Raw genomic sequence first — 18,595 nt, 5'->3', positions numbered from 1 at the left:
GCTGTTCGATTTTTCGTCTGAAAGTATCTTGTCTTGGGTGTTCATCGTTTGGTTCACTTTTTTGCCTGAAGATTAGCGGCGACAAATTCACAATGAGAAAAACAAAGTCGTTTTCATAACTGTGCCCGAATATGGGAGGGTGATCATAAAACTAAATTTTCCAAGGTATGTTAATCGCACTGGCGTAACCGAGAAGCACCCCTGCACCTGCGACACAGACCAAACCCGTGGCAGCCGTTGGGGGAACCAAACGGACAACAGGCTTCATGGCTGTTCCAACCGTGTTCCCTGCGGATATTGTGCCATCCACAACAGCAACAACGCCGTCGCCAATAACATTTATGACGCCAACAGGTAGGTTTTCGACCGGGATTTTGTATTGTTTTGCGTTTGTGCGGGACTTAGATTTACGGCGTTTTTTGGTCTCAGCGGGCTGTTCTACAGGGTCGCTATCGGGTTCTGTAGAATCATCTGGTGCGCCTTGAGATGTATACATCGCTTCGCGTTCACCCTGAATGCTTGCCCGGCGTTTTGCGGCGGCGCGCGCCACAATGGCTTCGCGGCGGGTCATGGGACGTTTGAGGTCATCTTCACCTGTGCCACCCCAAGGGTTTTCATAACTGTCAATGGGGTCAGCATCACGAAAGCGGGTTAAGCTTGCCTGCATGCGCGCACGGGCTTCTGGAGACATCGGTCCGGCTGTAGCACTGGCAGCCCCAAAACCAGGTTGAGGATCGTTTGCCCATGGCGCATAGCCTAAAGCATCGTTCAGCTGCCAGGAATCATCCGGTTCATTTTCAACAGCTTGACCGACATTAACGGCTGCGGTTGTGGGCTTGGCGTTCTGTCGGGGGGCTGGAGCACTGGACCAGGGCGTTTGCGCAGACTGGTTATCGTCAGTGGACGAGCCTGCGCCCGAAGCCCCACGTTTTCTGCCTTTTTTCGCCATAAGTAAATTCCCCTTAGCAGAGTCTGCGAATCCCACAATCTTATACATATATTGTGGGGGAGTATAGCTCCCTACACTTACGAAAACATGAATATGACCCAGTTGAACTGCGGCGCTCACGCTTCAACTCAAAGGTTTAAGGTCTCTTTGAGCAAATCGTCGTCGTCATCGCTGAGATCGTCATCATCTAAGCCTTTGTCACGGTTCGTTTTTGCAAGTCCGCGCAAAACCCAAAGTGCATAAGCCGTCAAGATCAAGTTGCCTGCACCAATGAGAATAAAGGGTGCGTGTGGTCCCACATGGTCAAACAACCAGCCGCCGATTTGGACAAAGAAAATAATCCCGATGACACCGACAACATTAAAAGCCCCAAGGACAGAGCCACGAATTTCGCGTGGACTGTGGTCAATCACCAAAACCTGTGGCGCAATGAGGCATGCTGCCTGGCCCACAGCAACAAAGATAATCGGAACCAAAATCGCCCAATCAAATGGGTTAACAATAAAGCCCATGGACAAGAAGCCCACGCCTGATAAGGACATTCCTGCCGTGATGGTAATGACGCGACCATGCTTTTCAATAAAGCGTGCCCAAAAGGGAATGGAAATCAAGACGATAAAACCTGTCAGGCCAATCAATAAGCCCGCGTGCGCGGCGGCTTCTTCCTGATTAACAGCAACCAAATCGGCAAAATAGATAAACCACATCATTAAAAACAGGCCGATAAAGACCATGTCGCTGCGGGCAAAGAACGCTGCGGAAAAACTCAGACGGATACGTTCTTCGGTCATCACCAAGTCTTTGATGCGTGCCCATGGCACACCTTTTTCACGCAGTTTGGGGGCAACATCGATCATGAAATTGCGGGTCAGCCATGCACCAATTAAGGCAAGGACAGCCGTCAAAACCATGACCACCGTTAGGCCGGCATATTTGGGGATCTGCATCAAGATGGCGTACACAAGCGTTGCGCCCAGTGCCATCATGAAGACGGTGTTGGACAAAAAGCGCGCACGGCTAGCGTAATTCGTGTAATCCCCGGCCAAGGTGGAGATTTGGGGCCATACCGCGCCCGTTCCAAATGACATGATAATGCGCGCAATGTAATAAAAAGAAATGCCGCCAATTCCCAGAAGTACGCCAAGTTCTAGGCTGTAAATGGCCAAAATGGCACCAAATCCGGCAACCAAAAAGCCAACTGTGGCAATGGGGATGCGGCCAAAACGGTCCGACAAATAGCCCAAATACATGATCAAAAACAAATCCAGAATTTCTGTTACAACCTGGATATTGGCATTGACCATGCCAGCATATTCAAAAGACAGATTTAAGACGTTGCGCAAGAATAATGGCTGTACGGCAATGACCAAGGTCATAAAAATCGTGCAAATCGCCGCCAGTAAATACAGCGTATTGTGATGCTGGCGTTCGGCCAAAAGTTCCGGTTCTTGCATTGATCAACACCTCAAACGGTAAACACCTAAAGATGTTAGATATAACGCGACAAAGAATACACGAGCGGTATTTTCCAGGCACGGTGGAACAGCACGGAAAGGATGCCCGTCACAGAAAAGATCAAGGCGCAAATCAATGCGGCGCTAAACAGCCATTTGCCTGCACCTGGAATAAAGAATGAGAAAATGCCCACAATGCCGATCATCCAGATGATCAAGCCTTGGCGCGCATGAAAATGGACAAACTCATCATCACTTGCACGCAGCAAGGGGACAAAACACAAAATACCCAGGTAGCTCATCACTGCCAAAAGACGTGCGCGGAAACCGCCTTTGCTCCGAACCGTTTTTTTCGCCATAGTCGTTCATCCAAACGTAGAAAAAGAAGCTTAAGCCCACCAGTCTTTTCTAGAAATGACAAGTGAGCCTAAAGGTTTTGTTCCGTCTGCCCTTGCCGACGCTTCAAGCTGCTAAGCTACAGCTTCAAAGCGCGGCTGAAAAGAGGAAAGGTTAAAGCAAGCCAACAGGTGTTAGTTGATGGCTTCTTGGATTTCCATGTCTGTTTCAGACAAGTCGGGACTGCTTTGTTTGTCCTTCATGTATTTGTACAGCAATGCTGCGGCAACAACGCCCAGCGCCACGGGACCCCACGTGCTGATGGCAGCACCTTTGCCTGCGGTTAACAAACCAGCAGCGCCTGTTTTGGTAGCGCCTGCGCCAGCAACTTTGGCCGTTGCGCCTGCACCTTTCGTCGCGACAGCAGCCATTTTGGTGCCAGCTGCGCCAGTACCCATTTTGGCTGCGCCAGCTTTGGCAGCAGTGCCCGCGCCCATCTTGGTTGCGCCGGCTTTGGCGGCTGCGGCTGCGGTTTCGTTTTCAATTTCGCGTTGTGCGGCTGCTTTTGCAGCGGCGCAGACTGGAGCTGGCATATTACGGATCCTTTCCTACGGTGCTTTTTGTAATGTGTACATAAAAAGCGCGCTTTACACGGTTACTCATATAACCAAATGTTTGATCGCGACTGATGGACTGAACAACCTTCACAGCAGCGGTTTATTGCGAATGAAAGTCATTACGTCCAAATAAGCCGTAACCATATGTTTTAGTAGCACTATTTTGGATTTTCGTAAAGCCAGCAAATGTGATTTTGTGGTTACAATTGCATACGTCTGAGTTGCCAAGACACACTTGCCACAATGAAAAATGCGCTGAGCGCAAACACCCCAAAAGCAATGAAAAACATGGTGCGCCGGGGCAGCGTCGGGGCTTGTTGTGGGACTGAAATATGAGCCTTTTCGCGTATGGGGCTGACGGTTTGCGCCATGGCCTCCAAAGCTATGGGGGCGTCTTTGACCACTGGCTTGGCGTGCATAGGGGGTGTTTGGTGCTTTGGTGTGTGGGGTGGCAGGACCGGTGGGGCCGGGGGCTGATCTTGAAGATTGAGCTCCGGGACCGTGTCCTGGACCACGGACAACACGGTTTCATAGCGCTGTTGTTCGCCTTCTTGCAACGGTGTCTCCATCAAGGCACTGGTCTTTTGTTGCAATGTCATCACGGCGAACAAGAGTTGGGAAATGGACTGTTCTTCATCGGCAATATTGATGGGGATATATTCACTATTCAATTGAACGGCCCACGTTTTTAAATGCTCAGATTCGGCAGATAAATCCCAAATCACTGTTTTGTTGGCAAGTTTGTCGCCCAATTCCTTAATGCGTTCGTCAATTAAGTCCAAATTGCGCTTTTGGAACTGTGGGCCAAGTTGTTGCCAAATGTCGGCGGAACTGTTTTGTGCCGTGCGCAGCGTCATCACCTGAGCATTGAGGGCTTCATAGCGCGAATCGCCCAGCACCTCACGGCTCATATGACTGAGTTTCGGGTCCCAGATTTCGGGCTTGCCGTCCGAGATCAGCAAAACCAGTTCGGCATTTTCAACGGTGTTGGCGGTGGAGAGATAGCGCAGCGGGGCTTCAAAATCCGTGGTTTTTCCGTCTCTTTTGATGGCAGAAAGCCGTTCGCCGAGTTTGGCCATATCAATATCGGGGCCAATTTTAAAGGTGATGGGGGGGTGAACGCGCGAATCAAACCCCACCAAAAGAACATCACGGGGGGCATCGAACGTCCGTGCCAAGGTCTTCATCCAAATGGTTGAAACGGCAAGGGAATCGAAACGCCCCATGGAGCCGGACTGATCAAACAATATGATGGAATAAGGCGTTGTTTCTGGGTTTTGCTGTGTGGTTGTGGGCGCTGATGTGGCGTCTTGTGACCAGGCAGGTAAACCCGTCAACATCAAACCAGCCATGGCTAGAACAAGAAAATGATGCCAAAACGCCAAACGCAGGCCACTTATACAAGTGGTCTGCGTTTGCGTATTCATGTCCATAGGAAACTGATGGATATGTGACTCAACAGCCAGCCCTTAGGCCAGTGCTGCTTCGTCTTGGATATCTTCGTCCGTAGCCTCTGCATTTTTGCTGCGATTGTAGAGGTAGTAGCCACCTGCTGCGACACCGCCAGCCAACAATGCCGGACCCAGCGCGCCCAGACCCAAGCCCAGACCCAGGCTCATGCCCGTACCGTTCCAGATCGTGCCGGCAGCTGCGCCAACGGCCGCAGTTTTCGCAACGCCCGTGGCGGCACCGGTTTTCGCAACCGTGCCAGCGACAGGAGCTTTGGCAGCCGTCAAAATGGCGCTAACGCCACCGCCTGCAGCAGCAGCACCTTTTGCCGCAACCGGGTGAAGGGCCAACCATTTGCCAGCACCAGCACCAGCGCCCATAACCGGAGCTTTGCCAACCGTCACGGTTTTACCAACCAAGCCAGCCAATTGGCGTGTGCCTTCCATTTTAAGCATAACGGAACCTTTGGCAGCGGCCGCAGCGCTCGCCGCTTTCGGCTGCAACAAAAGCCATTTACCAGCACCTTTACCAGCAGCGGTTACTTTGCCGATGGTGAAGGTTTTGCCCGCCATGGTCGACGGAATGCTGGTCGCCTTGCTCATTTTTAAAAGGTACATGTCTGAGGTCCCCTCAACTGTATGACTATCATTCTCTTAGACCGCACGCACTGTCAGCAAGGTGCTAAAGTCGTATTTGGGTCTAAATGTTACATCGCACACAACAAAGGTGTCAGTGTGCGTACAAAAACTCAATTAAATAATTCCTATCATAGGTGGGATGTCAGGGCAACCGGTAGAATGAAGAAAAACAACCATATGTGAAGGTGATAATCAGTCGCAACTAACTGTTTTACAATGATAATTTTTTGACTGGAAAATGAATTATTGTGTCACCAGGGGCTTGTAAAGGCGATATGCAAACACTTATACTGCCGCTAGTGACAAAGTTAAGCATTGCAACCGGGATCTTTTAAAGATGAGGCTGTATGCAATAGGAGAGTTTAAGGCAATGGCGATAACACCGACGATGACAGCTCAAGCTGCAACCATGAAGCCCGTGGCAGCTGGTGGTGCATTTGCAGGCAAATCATTGGGGCTAGGTCTGGGCATTGGTGCATGGGGACCGATTGCTTTGGGCGTCATCGGGGCTGCTGCTGTATACAGCTACATGCGCAGCCGCAAAGCCGAAGTTGACCAATCGGAAGAAGAGCAAGAATTGGCCGAAGCCATCGCTGACGCATAATCTGCGCAGATCGGGTGGGCACGGCTGAATACGCTGCATACGCTGCATACAGGGGCATCTTGACGGGATGTCAGACGGGGCATCCTGACCATGATGGATGCTGTTTTTGAATTCAATTTAAAGTGTACTTAATATATAGGGGGCACTTCTATGGCTGGTAAAGTCGTTCGCAGAGAAAGTGGCATTCATTCTTACTTGATGGGCTTTTTAAGCTACATGGGTATTTTGTGCCTGGTTCCGTTGATCATGAATCGTAAGGACGAATTCATTTTCTTCCATGCGAAACAAGGTTTGGTGATTTGGATGTGGAGCGTTTTAGCCGTGATGGCACTTTACGTCCCCGGCGTTGGTAAGCTTGTCTTTTCTATGTCTGCGATGGCCGTTGTTGTTGCGTCCGCGGTTGGGATCTTGTCTGTGTTGTTAAGTCGCGCATGGAAACTGCCGTTTATTCATGGTATTTCTACAAAGATCTGAGGTCGGGTTTAGAACTTCGATAGTATTCGCGCTAAGGGGCTTGTTTAATGGTTAAGAAACCGTCTGATCGTGCTGCATCTGACAGTGAAATTAAGTCCCCGAAAGCGAAACCATCCGAAGGTAAAAAGCTTGCAGGTGCAGATAAATTGGCTGTGAAAAAAGTTGCGGCAAAGAAAACGGCGACGAAGAAAGCTGTGACGAAGAAAAGCACGGCCAAAAAATCCACCAGTCAAAAGACCCCAGCGAAAAAGGCTGCAGCTAAAAAAGTGCCCGTAGAAAAAAAGAAACAGCCTGCAAAAGGCCAGCCGGACACTAAACCGTCCACCACCCCTTCGACTTCGGAAAACAATGTGACAAAAGAAACGGCTGCCCCTGCACAAGAATCGGCTCCAAAATCTGCGGAAGAACTGGCAGATCAAGCGGGCACAGACGATTTCAAAGATGGCTTGGAAGCCAGCCTTCAAGAGGAAGCCTCTGGCGATCAAACTCAAAAGGACGGTGAGGATATTCCCGTGCAGAATCTTTTGGGTGAGTTACAGGGCAAAGCCGAAGCGCTGATTAAAGACATTCCGCTTCCCAAATGTGCGTTTTGCGAAAAACAATTGGAAGCCAAGGACGTCGAGATGGAAGACTTAGGCTCGGGGATTGTTAAGATGTTTAACAAACTGCCCGTTGGGGATGTCTTAGATTCTGTCCTGACAACAGCCAAAGATGCCGTCGCAAGTGCCAGTGACAAGATCTCTTCGACACTGAAAAAATAACCCCTCATTTTGTTGTGATGGACGTTGGGCATGTAAAAGCTGGGCGTATGAATTGTGTCTGAGATCAAATTCCAAATAAACCATAGCCTAAGTGTGAGCGATGCTGTGCAGCGCATTGAAGCTGCGCTGTCTTCGGGGTCGAATGGTTTGGACATGCTTGAAGACATGAAGTACGTCCAAAAGGATGCAAAATTTGCCTTCGCGGCGAAAGCCAAGGGCTTCAAAGTTTCTGGGGCCTTGGACGTTGCAAACGAAAGTGTTGCCATGTCCGTGAAATTACCCTGGGCGGCGAAGCCGTTTCGCAAAACTGCGCAAAGCAAGATCCATGCAGCATTGCAAGAAATCTTGGCTTAGGTGAGAACTCTTTCCAACGGAAGTGCTCTAGAGCAGTATTATATCAAATCCGTTCTCGTTGCCGTTCGCTTCTGTGAGTAAACATAAAAAAAGCCCCGCACGCAGAAGGTGCAGGGCTTTTTATGATGAGAATTCGCCGATCAAATGGTCGGTGCGTCGATTTCACCACCCCATGGCAATTTGTCTTTGAGGTAGTTTTTGTAGACGTAATAACCGCCAACAGCACCACCGGCTGCCAGCAAAACCGGACCCCAAGGACCCAGACCTAAGCCCAGACCCAGCGTCCAAGATTTGGATGAGCAGCACGCGCCAACCATGGCGGCGGTGCTTTTGGACGTGCCAGCAGCACCAGCACCTGCGGCGGTGGTTTTGAGCGCGCCGACAGTTTTGGCGTTCGCTGCATTTGCTGCAGCCTTAGCTTTAGCTGCGTTTGCACCGGCTGCTTTTGCTTTTGCTGCAGCACCGGCTGCTTTCGCTTTTGCTTTCGCCGCTGCTGCGGCTTTGACATCTGCAACACGCTCCAGCTTGTCGGCCATTGCGTTAATTTCTGCAGGGCTTTGGCCTGCTACCAATTGTTCAATGTTCACGGGAGCCCCCTAAGAAGTTTTCGACGCTTTGAAAATGTTTCTTAATCACACAGTACAACGCTGATTCAAGATGCTTATTTTATAACACCAGATGACAAAAAGACATAGCCTTATTGCCTTCAACTAGAAAATTACAGTGTTCAATGAAATATTTTTTGGTATCGGGATAGCCTTATGCGCTAAAACCGTAATAATAAAACTTATTCTCAATGTCTGGCGCGGTTCGACGCTTGATATGGGGCATTCGGGGGCATTTGCTGATGCGTGCGATTGGCGAATCGCAGTTTAAGGTAGAAGAGGGCAAGCCATGAACGAAACGGATAAAATTGCGCAAAGGGTTCAAGCTGCAAGGGGCAGTCTGTCGCGCGTTGACGCGGATTATGAGCGATCCGTTGCACGTGCCAAGCGTGAATTGAACGAGCTTCGAGACACCATTGCGAAGCAAAACGCTGCCCTGGATAAAAACCAAAAGGACTTTGCCCGTTTGGAACAAGACCTGCGTGATGCCAATACTGAACGCAAACGGTATAAAGAACTGCTGGTCTCTCTTTTGAACGCCATTGAAGAACGTGAAGACGTCCACAATGTGCAATCCTCATCTCAGATTCGCGATGTGGAGGAGGGCGAAAAGGGGGCAATAAAAGCTCAAAATGCACATGAGTCCAAAACAGGCAGCGCCCGGCGCATAACTGAGATCTCACCCAACACAGAACAGGGAAAAGATGTCGCGGGCGACGCTGTGTTGCACACTCTTGAGCGAGACAGTTCAACTACGCCACATATTGATCGGTGGCTGGAACGTAAAGAAACAGCCCGTTCCGGTGAATAGCGTTTCACACGTCTTTGTAAATACTCATAAAGCTCATATTCATATCGGTCATATGACTGTCAAAATTGTGCACGCATTAGCGTTTTATCAAAACGCCCCCTTGGATCTGGATGAAATTGGCATAAACTCAGGTGGCCCAAAGGGTTTTTTCAGGTGGCCTAAAGGGCTTTTTAACTATATTCTTTTGATAAGTAAGCACCGAAGGTAGCGATTCTTTGGCACTGCATATCTTTCCTGGTCAGGCTTAAACAGGGCCTGTAGATGGAGCCTAGCGCGGTGTGGAATTTATGACCATCGCTGCTTTCGAAGTTTTATTATTTTGAAACAGTTTCGTTTGTCTGTGCACGTACTAAAGGGGGCGTAATTAATGGCTTATTCACAAGAAATTTGTCGCGATTATCCAGGGGCTTTTCTTTTCCTGGTCGATCAATCCCGATCAATGGATAAACCTTTTGGGATTGATGCGAACGGCAAGCCTGTTGAACGTGCCCGTGTTGTTGCAGACGCCTTAAATTCCACTTTGGAAGAAATCGTCAACCGTTGCATGCGCGACGAAGGGGTCAGCAATTACTTTGACGTCGGAATCATCGGTTACGGTCAAGGGCCGCGCCCGCAATTTTGCTGGGAAGGTGGTTTGAAAGGCCAGGCCATGGTGCCTATTTCCGAAGTGAGCAAAAATGCCAAAGTGGAAACGGTTGAAACCGAAACCATGGTCCGTGGCGAGATTGTTAAAGAAAACACCACGGTTTCACGCTGGCTGGAACCCGTTGCTGCGGAAAGTACACCGATGAACGGCGCGCTCAATTTGGCCCGTGCCGCAATCGAAGACTGGATCTTCCGCCATCCAAAATCGTTCCCCCCAATCGTCATCAACATCACCGACGGTATGGCCAACGATGTTAACTCAGAAGAAGAACTTTTGATATCCGCACGCCGACTGACCAGCCTGAAAACTACGGATGGAAATGTCTTGTTGGTGAACTGCCACATTTCGGACAACAGTCAAATGTCTGTCGAATTCCCGTGGAGCGCAATGGAGCTTCCTGACGATTCTTATGCGAAATTGCTGTTTGAAATGTCCAGTGAAATGCCTGACCGCTATCGCTCGATCATTTGTGAAATTTTTGATCGCGATCTCAGCATGACGCCAGCTATTCGCGGTATGGCGTTCAACGCTGATGCCATGGCTTTGGTGAAATTATTGGACATTGGCACACGTCAAGCGTTTGTCTTTTCCCCCAACCAGTCAAGCAGTGGATCCGTTGGTGAGTCTCAGCTCCAAGCCACTGCGACATCGTTTTAAATTGCCGTAACCTTTAAAGTGCTGAGGAAAGTATGACTTCGTTTGTTGTCGACAGTGATGGCCCCATGAGCGAGCGCGCAAATCCTGCGCCAGCTTCGATTGGGGAAACGGGGCAGGATGCTTCGAGGGCAACTCAAACGTGGAAAATTCTCGGGCAGACGACACCCAAGCCGATCAATGATCGTTTTGAACGCAATGGCGAAGTGATTTGGCGCCAAAACGAAGATCGGTTTCATCTTTCGGAAACTGAAGACACAATTGTCGCTGCTGTCGCCGATGGCGCGGGATCTTCTGGCATGTTTTGTGGCGCATGGGCCGATGCGTTGGTTGATCGCTTGCCCCATACTCCGATTGCGGATGTGAAGGGCCTCAACGACTGGGTCGACGGTTTTTGGAAAGCTTTTTCCGACAGTCAAAAACAGCGTGCCCAAAACGATCCTGTAAAACTGAATAAGTTCGTGCGTGAAGGGTCATGTTCAACCCTAACGGCTTGCTGGATAAGCAAGAAAACGGCCACGGGTGTGCCCGTATTGAACTGGCTGTGTTATGGCGACAGTCACTTATGTGTGTTTGACAAAAAAAGTGCACAGATGTCTTTGGAAATGAGCCATCCGGTGTCGTTGAGTGCGATGATGTCAGACCCTTATCTGCTCAACTGGAAAGATCTGCCGCAAGAACAGCATGTCAAGGCGGGGCAAGTTGAACTGACGTCTTCAAGTTTGGTTGTTTTGGCGTCAGACGGTATTGGCGAGTATGTTCACTTGTCGTATTTGGCGGATCTACACGAACGCCACGGGGGGGATCAGGCTCACCCGTTAAATGACCATAGCCAGGGCTTGTTAACGCAATATCGCCAATTGTTGCATGGTGGGAATTCGAAGCTGGCTGATTTGGCGCTCAACCATTCTCAACATGGTGGTCAGGGGTTCAGCGCGGCTATGCAAGACATGGAAAACGCCCTGCAAGCGGGGCAAACATTTGGGGCAACTGTAGAAGCCCATCATGGTAACGGCTTATTACCAAACGACGATTCAACCCTCATCATGATTCATTATGATTGTGAGGATGATGCAACTGCAGACGCTGCTCACGCGCAACAGGTATCAGCACCAATGACGGAGGATGCGCAATGACATTCCCGATTATCAATGACTATCGCCAAGCTTTAAAAAATGCAGACAAGCGCTTTGCTAGCTTGACGGTGACGCCAATTTTAGATGGCGCGGGGGAGCCGGAATTTATGGCTGGTAACTTTGCCGCCGTGTTCAAAGCTCACGTCAATCCTGGCGATCAACTCGTTGCGATCAAACTGTTCACACGCGATTTACCTCAATTGGAAATGCGCCAGAAAACAACGTCTAAGGTCATTGAAACGCTTGGCGCGCGCTATCTGATCGATATCGGTTTTATGGGCAAAGAAATCTTTGTGACGTCGAAAATTGCTGGAAATGGTGAGTTTCCTTTGGTCGTCATGCCTTGGGTCGAAGGCAAGTCGTTGGGGGCGGTGATTGAAAAATTGTGCAGCAATCAAAACAGCAAAGCGCTGTTCGCCTTGAGCAAAGCCTGGGCGAATTTGGCGCAACACATGCTGGCGAACAAAATAGCCCACGGCGATTTAAAGCATGACAATATTTTGGTGACGCCAGAAGGTCAGCTGCGTCTGCTGGATTACGATTCGATGTACGTGCCACAACTCAAAGGTCTTGATTGCGTATTGGTCGGTGGTGCCAGCTATCAACATCCAAGACGCACGATCAAGCATTTCAGCCCAAGCCTTGATCATTTTTCTATTTTGGTGATCGCCCTGTCTTTGCGTGCGCTTTGTGTTGATCCCTCGCTTCTGGCCCCTTTTAACACAGGGGAAAACATTATCTTTACCCAAGAAGACTTTCTTGCGCCGCAGAACTCGCAATTGATACAGCGTTTGATGGCGTCTCCTGATAAAATTGTCAGAGCTTGGACGCAACTGTTGGCCAAGGTCGCGATGTCCAAATCTTTGGAGGTCCCCCGCCTGACACGCGTGTTGAAAGATGCTCGCAAAGAACCGGCGACAACCCTTCAGGCGAAGCAAGACACCGCATTTGTGAATTCGGGGCTGCAGGTCATGGCTTAACCTGTGAATTGAGAATGCAAATCTGTTACATTTAACCATGCCAATATAGGCCATTACATTTTGTTTTACTTGACAAAATTATGGTCAATTCTTATCGTCACTTAACGATTTGGCGGCACGGTATTGGCGTTTAACATTGCTTTCAATGTGTGTTGAGTTATAGTGTCCAGAACTTTTTTATTTGGGGGTCAAAATGGCTTATCAACTTGTTACCGCACTTTCACACAGCGTTCCGGGCATCGGTGTTTTTGGCGCCGTTGTTGGTGGTTCCGCAGCTTTGGCAAAAAATCTTCGTGCACGCGAAACCAATGATATGAGCAACGAAGAAATCGTCGTGGATACAGCGAAAGAAGCCGCAGGCGCAGGTGTTGCTACGGCATTGAGTGCTGCTGCTGTCGGCGTTGTTGGTGGTGGTTTAGTTGTTTCCTTGGCAACAGCCTTTACCGTTGCCGCTGCAGGCAAGTATGCATGGGACCGCGGGCTTGAGCGCTTCTCCGACATGGATTCTGAGGCCTAATTTTAGGTAGGGCGCTGGATACGTATATGTGGGTGAACACATGTGTGCCTTTATCACCCGTCAGCATTTTTCGTGGCTTTGAAAGTTCACGGGGGGCGGACAGGATCAGACCTGCATCCTTGTGGATGCAGGTTATTCTGTGTAGGGGGGCCCGCTACGCAGGACAAATAGAAACGGACGACGATATATGAAATCCGAAGAGTGGATCATTTCAGCAGGCGTTGCGACACTTGTTGTTGTGGTGATGATCACCATGTTCGTCGATGAGTTTTGGGAAGACGACTACACCGATGCCCCTGTGATTACAGTGGGCACTTTTGCCCCGCACTCTGATGGTCGCGAAAAAGTGGCGTGCGCCAGTTGTCATGTGGTGGTGCCACGTGGTTCAGGTGGCGCCTCAACGCCACCGCCGCCACCGCCGATTTCGGCGAATGCTCCCATACCGCCCTCGCATAACGATGGCCGCGGTAAGATGGCTTGTAAAAACTGTCATCAGATTTTGACGAGGTAACAAGACAAGCATGGCCCACCGTCCGGTTGAACAATGGCGCTGGAACGCCCTTTACCTGCTTTTGGCTCTTTCAAGCGTCATCATGACCTTGATGGTGGGTTTGCAGCCGTTGTATTTGACTGAGGTGATCGGCCTGTCTGATCGTGAAATTGGTTCCATCAACGCAACCATTCAGATTTCGGCAGAAACCGCAGGCCTGCTTTTGATAGCTTATTTGGGCTATATCTCTGACCGTATACGCCGCCGCAAGATTATTTTTTTCGGCTTCATTCTTGCTGCCATTGGGGCGACTTTGGCCCCGTTTAGCATGTTTATTGGCGATCTTATCGGGACCGGGGCGCTGGGCTTTTACTTGATGATGCGCATTGTCGTGTTCTTGGGCATGGGCGCGGTGTGGCCGTTGCTGATCACCTTGGCTGGTGATTATACGGAGTTTGAAGAACGCCCACGCCAAATGTCCAAAGCTTTTTTTATGATGACGTTTGGTGGTGCCGTCATCTACGCAATTTTGATGCAAGCGACCGAAGAAGGCGGGGTCTATGCCGCCATGTTTATCCCGGCTGTGTTGGCCATGGCGGGGGTCAAACTGTCACGCAATAAGGTGTTGGAGGTCGCGCCCATCCTCAATGTGCGTCAATACCCGTGGGAACGGGTAAGGGCCATCTTTAGTGATGACCCACGCATGCAATTGAGCTTCATTTCCGCGTTCTTTTCGCGCAGCGATATGGTTTTCATTGGCATCTTTTTGATGATGTGGATGGTTCACGATGCTGAGCTTGTGGGGATTTCTGCAGGCGATGCGGCCTCCCAAGCGGCTTTGTTGTTGGGTGTCATGGGAATGGTGATGTTGGTGGCAATCCCAATTTGGGGCCGCTTTATTGAACATTTTGGACGGGTGACGGCCATTGCCGGTGGGATGGCTTTTTCTGCGCTGGGCTTTTTAATGCTGGGCGTGGTCAGTGACCCGTTTGGTGCGGCTGTCTTGGTGCCAGCAATTTTGGTTGGGGTTGGTCAAGCCGGCTGCTTGGTGGCCCCGCAAGTGTTGGCCATGGATCTTTCGCCCAAGGATTTGCGCGGCACCATGCTGGGCATGTTTTATATGATGGGCGGTATCGGCGTGGTCTTTTTTGTCCAAGGCGGCGGTATGTTGTATGACACTGTCGGCCCGCACGCCCCGTTTGTTCTCATTGGAATTGGCAACCTTTTGGTCATGACGCTGGCTTTGAGCTTGCGCATCACCGACACAGGGCAGGACATTTCACCAAAGCGTAAAAAAATCGGGTTCAAACCTGTGGTATTTGTCATCTGTTTGATGCCCGTTTTGGTGCCTTTGATTTGGTTTGTTGACAATGGTGGTGTGATTTCAGGAAGCGCCATTGGTGGTTTGCCTTTGGGTTACTGGAACCGCTATTTGGGCGATTGGGCCTTAAACTTCTTAATCATTTCATTGGCCTTGCGGCCTTTGCGTGAAATGAGCAAAGCGGGCTATTTGGCGCGCTACAACCGTATGATTGGTCTGTACGCATTTTTCTATGCTGCTCTTCACGTCGTTACGTATGTCTGGCTGGAATGGGATTTGTCCTGGAGCCACATGTGGACGGACTTCTTTAGACGCTACTTTATTCTGTTTGGCCTGGTTGCATTTGTGGTGTTGACGGTTTTAGCGGTCACCTCATCGAAGGACTACACCAAGCGCCTGGGTGGCAAGGTGTGGAAGCAATTGCACCGTTCGATTTATGCCGTAAATGTACTGGTGATCGTGCACTTTCTCTTGTCGGCGAACGAAGCGGACGTGAGCATTACGCGATCGTTGATTTATACGGCTTTGGTGGCATTTTTGCTGGGCTACCGTTTGCGTCAGTTTTTCCAAAAAAGATCTCGAACAGCCGTCCAGAAAACGCCCTAGGCGGGGTTCTTTTTCCCGCAATATGGCCGTACATGCTCGCCTGTTTGGGCCAGGGTGTTGATGATTTGGCAATTGGCCACGGTGCCACCTTTGCAGACATTGGACATACGCTGAAGTTCATCACGAAACCGCTGCAGCTGGGTTATTTTTTCATCCACGGCTTTGAGTTGATCCAGCACCAAAGCGTCGACTTCGTCACACGGGCGTTCGGGGTCGTCGCTGAGGGTCAAAAGGGCGCGAATTTGATCCAGTGAAAACCCCAAATCGCGCGATCGTCGAACAAACTGCGCCCGGTTGACGTGGCTTTGATTGTATAGGCGTTGGTTGCCGTGACTGCGTGGCGGTTGGGGTAAAATGCCAATGCTTTCGTAATACCGAACCGTTTGTACGTTGCAGCCACTGGCTTTGGCCATGTGTCCAATGGTGAATTCATCACGCGGCATAATTAATCCTTGTAGCTATAGTAACTATAGGTATTACCATGTCTGTACAGAATCACCAAACCTGCGTTAGATCACTGAATGGCTTGGGGGTTGGTATTAAGCGTGCGTTCGGGCACCCCAAAATTCCAGCGAAACAATAGGATCCAAAATGCCACTATTTTTTGAAAACCTTTTGCACCTGAGCTTAGAAGCTGCACCGTGGCTGTTGTTTGGGCTTTTGGTGGCAGGATTGATCCATGCCTGGGTGCCTCAGGATGGTCTGGCTAAGATTCTCGGCGGACGCGGTTTTCGCAGTGTTTTGAACGGGGCGTTGGTGGGGGCACCATTGCCGATTTGTTCATGCGGTGTTTTACCTGCAGCGATTGGGTTGCGTCGTGGCGGGGCATCACGCGAAGCAACCACTTCTTTTTTGGTTTCAACGCCGGAAACGGGGGTCGATTCTGTGGCGCTGTCGTACGCCATGTTAGGCCCATTTTTGGCGGTTGCCCGGCCCATCGCGGCGGTTTTTAGCGCCATCGTGACAGGTCTGCTGATGCGCTTATTACCCCCTGAGAAAGAACACCCCACCAAGCTTGCGGTTCAGGATGCCCCGGTTGCGACGACATCAAGTTGCTGTAGCAGTGGGTGTTGCGCCACATCAAACCTTAGCGAACTGCAAACGAGCCAATCTGAGTTGGACGCCATTGATCAAACAACCAAGCCATCGGCCCTTTCACGTACGTTGAAAGGCCTCAGCTATGCCTTGTTTGATATATTTGACGATATTGCCCTATGGTTGCTCGTCGGGCTTGTGCTTGCAGCAGCCACCGTGACGTGGGTTCCTCCGCAAACTTTGGGGCAGTATGGCTCGGGCTTGTTTGCCATGGTTGTTATGGTGCTGGTGGGGATCCCTATGTACATCTGCGCCACCGCTTCAACCCCTGTTGCGGCCAGCTTTATTTTGGCAGGTGTTTCGCCCGGCGCGGCCATGGTCTTTATGTTGGCCGGACCCGCAACAAATATCGCAACCTTGGGCGTCGTGCGCCGGGAAATGGGCAATCAGGCTGTCGCTTTGTATTTAACGGGCATCATTTGTACCGCCATCGGAGCCGGGTTTGTGACCGATGCCGTCGCTCAGGCTATGGGGGTCGATATGGCCGTGCAACTGTCCAAAGTTGAAGACATCGTGCCGTATTGGGTCAGTTATGGGGCATTGGCCATTTTGTTGGCCATTAGTGCCCGCATAACATGGGGGGCTTTGCGCACACGTTTGCAAAAAACAGTAACAACACCTGTTGCTTAAATGTCTTTCTGTTCAGCTCTTCCATTCGTCTTCTTTTTCCTGGCCCATGATGAGACCGGGAAAGCGGCGGTTGATCTGCATCAGTTTCAGCACCACAACGACGCACACCGCCAAAATGATCAAATACAGTGGGTCAAACACAGCACAAGCCCCAGATTAAAGACATTTATAATCCCTAGTCAAATAGTCGGACTTTGGCCTGTATTCAAGCCTTTTTCGTTGGTATTACCGACTCGATCAAGTTGCGGGCTGGTCAATTTGCCGGGTTTGTTTTAATATGCAAATAATGGTTGATTTCAAATAGAGCTCGATTGGGGGGGGGGATGACAGAGATTGTTCCCGAGTATGTTTTGCATCTTCGAACACTGCAGGATGCCGATAAAGAATCGGACATTCGCGGTTTTGTCCAAGCGTTTCGTATGTATTGCCAATCCGTTGATAAAGACAGCCCTCCTAAAAGTCTGCCGTTTGTATTGGTTTTAAAACTCACCCTTCTGCAAAAGCTGGATAGCTTGGTCACTTTTGATCGAACCGAAACCAACACCAACACCAACACAGGTGAAGCCAGTGTTGGTTATGCGAAAGCTCATCCTATGTTTGTGGATGAAATACAAAAGATACTGCAGTTTTTTATGGCCAGTGCCAAAAAAAGCCATCGCACCCTGGACGGGGCATTGTTGTCTGACGTTAGCATCGACGCGAAAGGCGAGCTTGGCGAAAAGCTTTCTGTTGGGCTGGTGACGTTGTTGGCTAAAAAAAACGTGTCAGAAAAACAGCTCGCTGAACTGTCAACCATTTGGCGCCAATTCAGCGATCATTTCACCAAGTTGTCTCAAGGCTCCTCGAATAAGAGCTCTGTTGACTAATTGGTCCGCTATTTGTTGCTGTCGGGGACAGGGATGGTGCGATAGGGGCCTTAAGCATTTAATTGGTTGTTTTTGATAATGATTTTTGCGGCCCTTGCGGTGGTGTAGTCCATCACCAACAAAGATCCAACACAACCACCAACCACAACGGGTAGAAATACTGGATTTGTGGCAATTGCGACCTTTGCCACCCCTGCCATCGTTGATTTTGCTGCCGCAACGGCTAAGCTACTTTTTGCGGTCAAGATTTCGACTAAGGGCATTTCAGCCTACCTTTTCAAAACGGGTTGCAAAAAAAATCGGGGTTGCTTAAATAACCTTGGCTGTTCAGCCTTAATTTAATATTGTCACTTAGTGGCTGTTATTGAAAACTCACTCTAGTATTTGAGCTTTTTCAATCTAACACAATGTAACTATATACCCCCCCCCCCCCGATGGCTAGGGTCCAGACTCATTTAAATGAGTTTTGACCCAAGGGAAAACCCTGGATGAATTATGCTTAAGTGTTTTTGCGGGTTATCTTTTGCCAGACATGGTCAATAAGTGGACATTTCCCCCCCTCGCCAATATAAAAGCGGCAGAAATGGCAAAACGCTGACATG

The 18,595-nt window shown here is 49.9% G+C and carries 23 protein-coding genes; 13 read left to right on the top strand and 10 right to left on the bottom strand.

The features are described from left to right. Positions 1 to 151: 151 nt before the first annotated feature. From V5T82_RS16400 to V5T82_RS16375, 6 genes are all read right to left on the bottom strand, one after another. Positions 152 to 949 carry a hypothetical protein gene (locus V5T82_RS16400; RefSeq protein WP_332896749.1) on the bottom strand — a complete coding sequence of 266 codons (798 nt, stop codon included), beginning with the start codon at positions 947 to 949 and terminating at the stop codon, positions 152 to 154. A gap of 128 nt (positions 950 to 1,077) precedes the next feature. Then, on the bottom strand, positions 1,078 to 2,403 hold the full coding sequence (gene mamH, locus V5T82_RS16395) for a magnetosome biogenesis transporter MamH (protein WP_332896748.1): 1,326 nt from the start codon (positions 2,401 to 2,403) through the stop codon (positions 1,078 to 1,080). Positions 2,404 to 2,438: 35 nt separating this feature from the next. After that, positions 2,439 to 2,762: a magnetosome magnetite crystal formation protein family gene (locus V5T82_RS16390; RefSeq protein ID WP_332896747.1), complete on the bottom strand. Its 324-nt coding sequence runs from the start codon at positions 2,760 to 2,762 to the stop codon at positions 2,439 to 2,441. Between the two features lie 171 nt (positions 2,763 to 2,933). Beyond that, the gene (locus tag V5T82_RS16385; protein WP_332896746.1) at positions 2,934 to 3,332 is read right to left on the bottom strand and encodes a magnetic particle specific iron-binding protein; all 399 of its coding nucleotides are present in this window, start codon (positions 3,330 to 3,332) and stop codon (positions 2,934 to 2,936) included. 224 nt (positions 3,333 to 3,556) lie between these two features. Next, the gene (locus tag V5T82_RS16380) at positions 3,557 to 4,708 is read right to left on the bottom strand and encodes a vWA domain-containing protein (RefSeq protein WP_332896745.1); all 1,152 of its coding nucleotides are present in this window, start codon (positions 4,706 to 4,708) and stop codon (positions 3,557 to 3,559) included. A 117-nt stretch (positions 4,709 to 4,825) separates the two neighbouring features. After that, a complete protein-coding gene (locus tag V5T82_RS16375) occupies positions 4,826 to 5,422 on the bottom strand; it encodes a hypothetical protein (RefSeq protein WP_332896744.1) in 597 nt (198 codons plus the stop codon). 358 nt (positions 5,423 to 5,780) lie between these two features. Between V5T82_RS16375 and V5T82_RS16370 the strand changes: the two genes are divergently transcribed. From V5T82_RS16370 to V5T82_RS16355, 4 genes are all read left to right on the top strand, one after another. Then, positions 5,781 to 6,047 carry a hypothetical protein gene (locus tag V5T82_RS16370; RefSeq protein WP_503629698.1) on the top strand — a complete coding sequence of 89 codons (267 nt, stop codon included), beginning with the start codon at positions 5,781 to 5,783 and terminating at the stop codon, positions 6,045 to 6,047. A 150-nt stretch (positions 6,048 to 6,197) separates the two neighbouring features. Next, a complete protein-coding gene (locus tag V5T82_RS16365; RefSeq protein ID WP_332896742.1) occupies positions 6,198 to 6,521 on the top strand; it encodes a hypothetical protein in 324 nt (107 codons plus the stop codon). 47 nt (positions 6,522 to 6,568) lie between these two features. Continuing rightward, positions 6,569 to 7,282, top strand: coding sequence for a hypothetical protein (locus tag V5T82_RS16360; RefSeq protein ID WP_332896741.1), 714 nt, complete (start codon positions 6,569 to 6,571; stop codon positions 7,280 to 7,282). A gap of 54 nt (positions 7,283 to 7,336) precedes the next feature. Next, positions 7,337 to 7,636, top strand: coding sequence for a polyhydroxyalkanoic acid system family protein (locus V5T82_RS16355; protein ID WP_332896740.1), 300 nt, complete (start codon positions 7,337 to 7,339; stop codon positions 7,634 to 7,636). 140 nt (positions 7,637 to 7,776) lie between these two features. Here the strand turns inward: V5T82_RS16355 and V5T82_RS16350 are convergent, their stop codons facing one another. Then, positions 7,777 to 8,223, bottom strand: coding sequence for a hypothetical protein (locus tag V5T82_RS16350; RefSeq protein ID WP_332896739.1), 447 nt, complete (start codon positions 8,221 to 8,223; stop codon positions 7,777 to 7,779). 307 nt (positions 8,224 to 8,530) lie between these two features. On the opposite strand from V5T82_RS16350, the gene V5T82_RS16345 reads away from it, so the two are divergent. From V5T82_RS16345 to mamZ, 7 genes are all read left to right on the top strand, one after another. After that, complete coding sequence (locus V5T82_RS16345; protein WP_332896738.1) at positions 8,531 to 9,052, top strand: hypothetical protein; 522 nt, start codon at positions 8,531 to 8,533, stop codon at positions 9,050 to 9,052. Between the two features lie 367 nt (positions 9,053 to 9,419). Beyond that, a complete protein-coding gene (locus V5T82_RS16340; RefSeq protein ID WP_332896737.1) occupies positions 9,420 to 10,355 on the top strand; it encodes a hypothetical protein in 936 nt (311 codons plus the stop codon). A gap of 32 nt (positions 10,356 to 10,387) precedes the next feature. Then, entirely contained in the window at positions 10,388 to 11,488 is a 1,101-nt protein-coding gene (locus V5T82_RS16335) for a PP2C family serine/threonine-protein phosphatase (RefSeq protein ID WP_332896736.1), read from the top strand. Then, on the top strand, positions 11,485 to 12,468 hold the full coding sequence (locus tag V5T82_RS16330; protein WP_332896735.1) for a protein kinase domain-containing protein: 984 nt from the start codon (positions 11,485 to 11,487) through the stop codon (positions 12,466 to 12,468). The genes V5T82_RS16335 and V5T82_RS16330 overlap by 4 nt, the downstream gene beginning before the upstream one ends. A gap of 193 nt (positions 12,469 to 12,661) precedes the next feature. Continuing rightward, entirely contained in the window at positions 12,662 to 12,985 is a 324-nt protein-coding gene (gene mamC, locus V5T82_RS16325) for a magnetosome protein MamC (protein ID WP_332896734.1), read from the top strand. 187 nt (positions 12,986 to 13,172) lie between these two features. Further along, positions 13,173 to 13,496, top strand: coding sequence for a magnetochrome domain-containing protein (locus V5T82_RS16320; RefSeq protein WP_332896733.1), 324 nt, complete (start codon positions 13,173 to 13,175; stop codon positions 13,494 to 13,496). Positions 13,497 to 13,506: 10 nt separating this feature from the next. After that, positions 13,507 to 15,402 carry a magnetosome biogenesis transporter MamZ gene (gene mamZ, locus V5T82_RS16315; RefSeq protein WP_332896732.1) on the top strand — a complete coding sequence of 632 codons (1,896 nt, stop codon included), beginning with the start codon at positions 13,507 to 13,509 and terminating at the stop codon, positions 15,400 to 15,402. Here the strand turns inward: mamZ and V5T82_RS16310 are convergent. Further along, positions 15,399 to 15,845, bottom strand: a complete 447-nt coding sequence (locus V5T82_RS16310) for a MerR family transcriptional regulator (protein ID WP_332896731.1) — start codon at positions 15,843 to 15,845, stop codon at positions 15,399 to 15,401. The two genes, mamZ and V5T82_RS16310, sit on opposite strands and share 4 nt — an antisense overlap. Before the next feature lie 148 nt (positions 15,846 to 15,993). On the opposite strand from V5T82_RS16310, the gene V5T82_RS16305 reads away from it, so the two are divergent. Beyond that, complete coding sequence (locus V5T82_RS16305; protein WP_332896730.1) at positions 15,994 to 17,127, top strand: SO_0444 family Cu/Zn efflux transporter; 1,134 nt, start codon at positions 15,994 to 15,996, stop codon at positions 17,125 to 17,127. A gap of 12 nt (positions 17,128 to 17,139) precedes the next feature. Here V5T82_RS16305 and V5T82_RS16300 read toward each other — a convergent pair whose 3' ends face one another. Next, positions 17,140 to 17,268, bottom strand: coding sequence for a hypothetical protein (locus tag V5T82_RS16300; protein WP_332896729.1), 129 nt, complete (start codon positions 17,266 to 17,268; stop codon positions 17,140 to 17,142). Between the two features lie 182 nt (positions 17,269 to 17,450). On the opposite strand from V5T82_RS16300, the gene V5T82_RS16295 reads away from it, so the two are divergent. Further along, entirely contained in the window at positions 17,451 to 17,993 is a 543-nt protein-coding gene (locus tag V5T82_RS16295) for a hypothetical protein (protein WP_332896728.1), read from the top strand. 50 nt (positions 17,994 to 18,043) lie between these two features. Here V5T82_RS16295 and V5T82_RS16290 read toward each other — a convergent pair whose 3' ends face one another. Beyond that, positions 18,044 to 18,256 carry a hypothetical protein gene (locus V5T82_RS16290; RefSeq protein WP_332896727.1) on the bottom strand — a complete coding sequence of 71 codons (213 nt, stop codon included), beginning with the start codon at positions 18,254 to 18,256 and terminating at the stop codon, positions 18,044 to 18,046. Positions 18,257 to 18,595: the final 339 nt, after the last annotated feature.

The sequence above is a fragment of the Magnetovibrio sp. PR-2 genome (assembly GCF_036689815.1).
In the GTDB taxonomy this organism is placed as follows: domain Bacteria; phylum Pseudomonadota; class Alphaproteobacteria; order Rhodospirillales; family Magnetovibrionaceae; genus Magnetovibrio.
Note: the sequence above shows the minus strand (reverse complement) of the source record. Positions and strands in the feature narration are given on the sequence as shown.

Bases quoted from the DNA above. Each gene is read 5' to 3' on its own strand.
- V5T82_RS16400 (WP_332896749.1), bottom strand. From the start codon at position 949: ATGGCGAAAAAAGGCAGAAAACGTGGGGCTTCGGGCGCAGGCTCGTCC.
- mamH (WP_332896748.1), bottom strand. From the start codon at position 2,403: ATGCAAGAACCGGAACTTTTGGCCGAACGCCAGCATCACAATACGCTG.
- V5T82_RS16390 (WP_332896747.1), bottom strand. From the start codon at position 2,762: ATGGCGAAAAAAACGGTTCGGAGCAAAGGCGGTTTCCGCGCACGTCTT.
- V5T82_RS16385 (WP_332896746.1), bottom strand. From the start codon at position 3,332: ATGCCAGCTCCAGTCTGCGCCGCTGCAAAAGCAGCCGCACAACGCGAA.
- V5T82_RS16380 (WP_332896745.1), bottom strand. From the start codon at position 4,708: ATGGCTGGTTTGATGTTGACGGGTTTACCTGCCTGGTCACAAGACGCC.
- V5T82_RS16375 (WP_332896744.1), bottom strand. From the start codon at position 5,422: ATGTACCTTTTAAAAATGAGCAAGGCGACCAGCATTCCGTCGACCATG.
- V5T82_RS16370 (WP_503629698.1), top strand. From the start codon at position 5,781: ATGAGGCTGTATGCAATAGGAGAGTTTAAGGCAATGGCGATAACACCG.
- V5T82_RS16365 (WP_332896742.1), top strand. From the start codon at position 6,198: ATGGCTGGTAAAGTCGTTCGCAGAGAAAGTGGCATTCATTCTTACTTG.
- V5T82_RS16360 (WP_332896741.1), top strand. From the start codon at position 6,569: ATGGTTAAGAAACCGTCTGATCGTGCTGCATCTGACAGTGAAATTAAG.
- V5T82_RS16345 (WP_332896738.1), top strand. From the start codon at position 8,531: ATGAACGAAACGGATAAAATTGCGCAAAGGGTTCAAGCTGCAAGGGGC.
- V5T82_RS16340 (WP_332896737.1), top strand. From the start codon at position 9,420: ATGGCTTATTCACAAGAAATTTGTCGCGATTATCCAGGGGCTTTTCTT.
- V5T82_RS16335 (WP_332896736.1), top strand. From the start codon at position 10,388: ATGACTTCGTTTGTTGTCGACAGTGATGGCCCCATGAGCGAGCGCGCA.
- V5T82_RS16330 (WP_332896735.1), top strand. From the start codon at position 11,485: ATGACATTCCCGATTATCAATGACTATCGCCAAGCTTTAAAAAATGCA.
- mamC (WP_332896734.1), top strand. From the start codon at position 12,662: ATGGCTTATCAACTTGTTACCGCACTTTCACACAGCGTTCCGGGCATC.
- V5T82_RS16320 (WP_332896733.1), top strand. From the start codon at position 13,173: ATGAAATCCGAAGAGTGGATCATTTCAGCAGGCGTTGCGACACTTGTT.
- mamZ (WP_332896732.1), top strand. From the start codon at position 13,507: ATGGCCCACCGTCCGGTTGAACAATGGCGCTGGAACGCCCTTTACCTG.
- V5T82_RS16310 (WP_332896731.1), bottom strand. From the start codon at position 15,845: ATGCCGCGTGATGAATTCACCATTGGACACATGGCCAAAGCCAGTGGC.
- V5T82_RS16305 (WP_332896730.1), top strand. From the start codon at position 15,994: ATGCCACTATTTTTTGAAAACCTTTTGCACCTGAGCTTAGAAGCTGCA.
- V5T82_RS16295 (WP_332896728.1), top strand. From the start codon at position 17,451: ATGACAGAGATTGTTCCCGAGTATGTTTTGCATCTTCGAACACTGCAG.
- V5T82_RS16290 (WP_332896727.1), bottom strand. From the start codon at position 18,256: ATGCCCTTAGTCGAAATCTTGACCGCAAAAAGTAGCTTAGCCGTTGCG.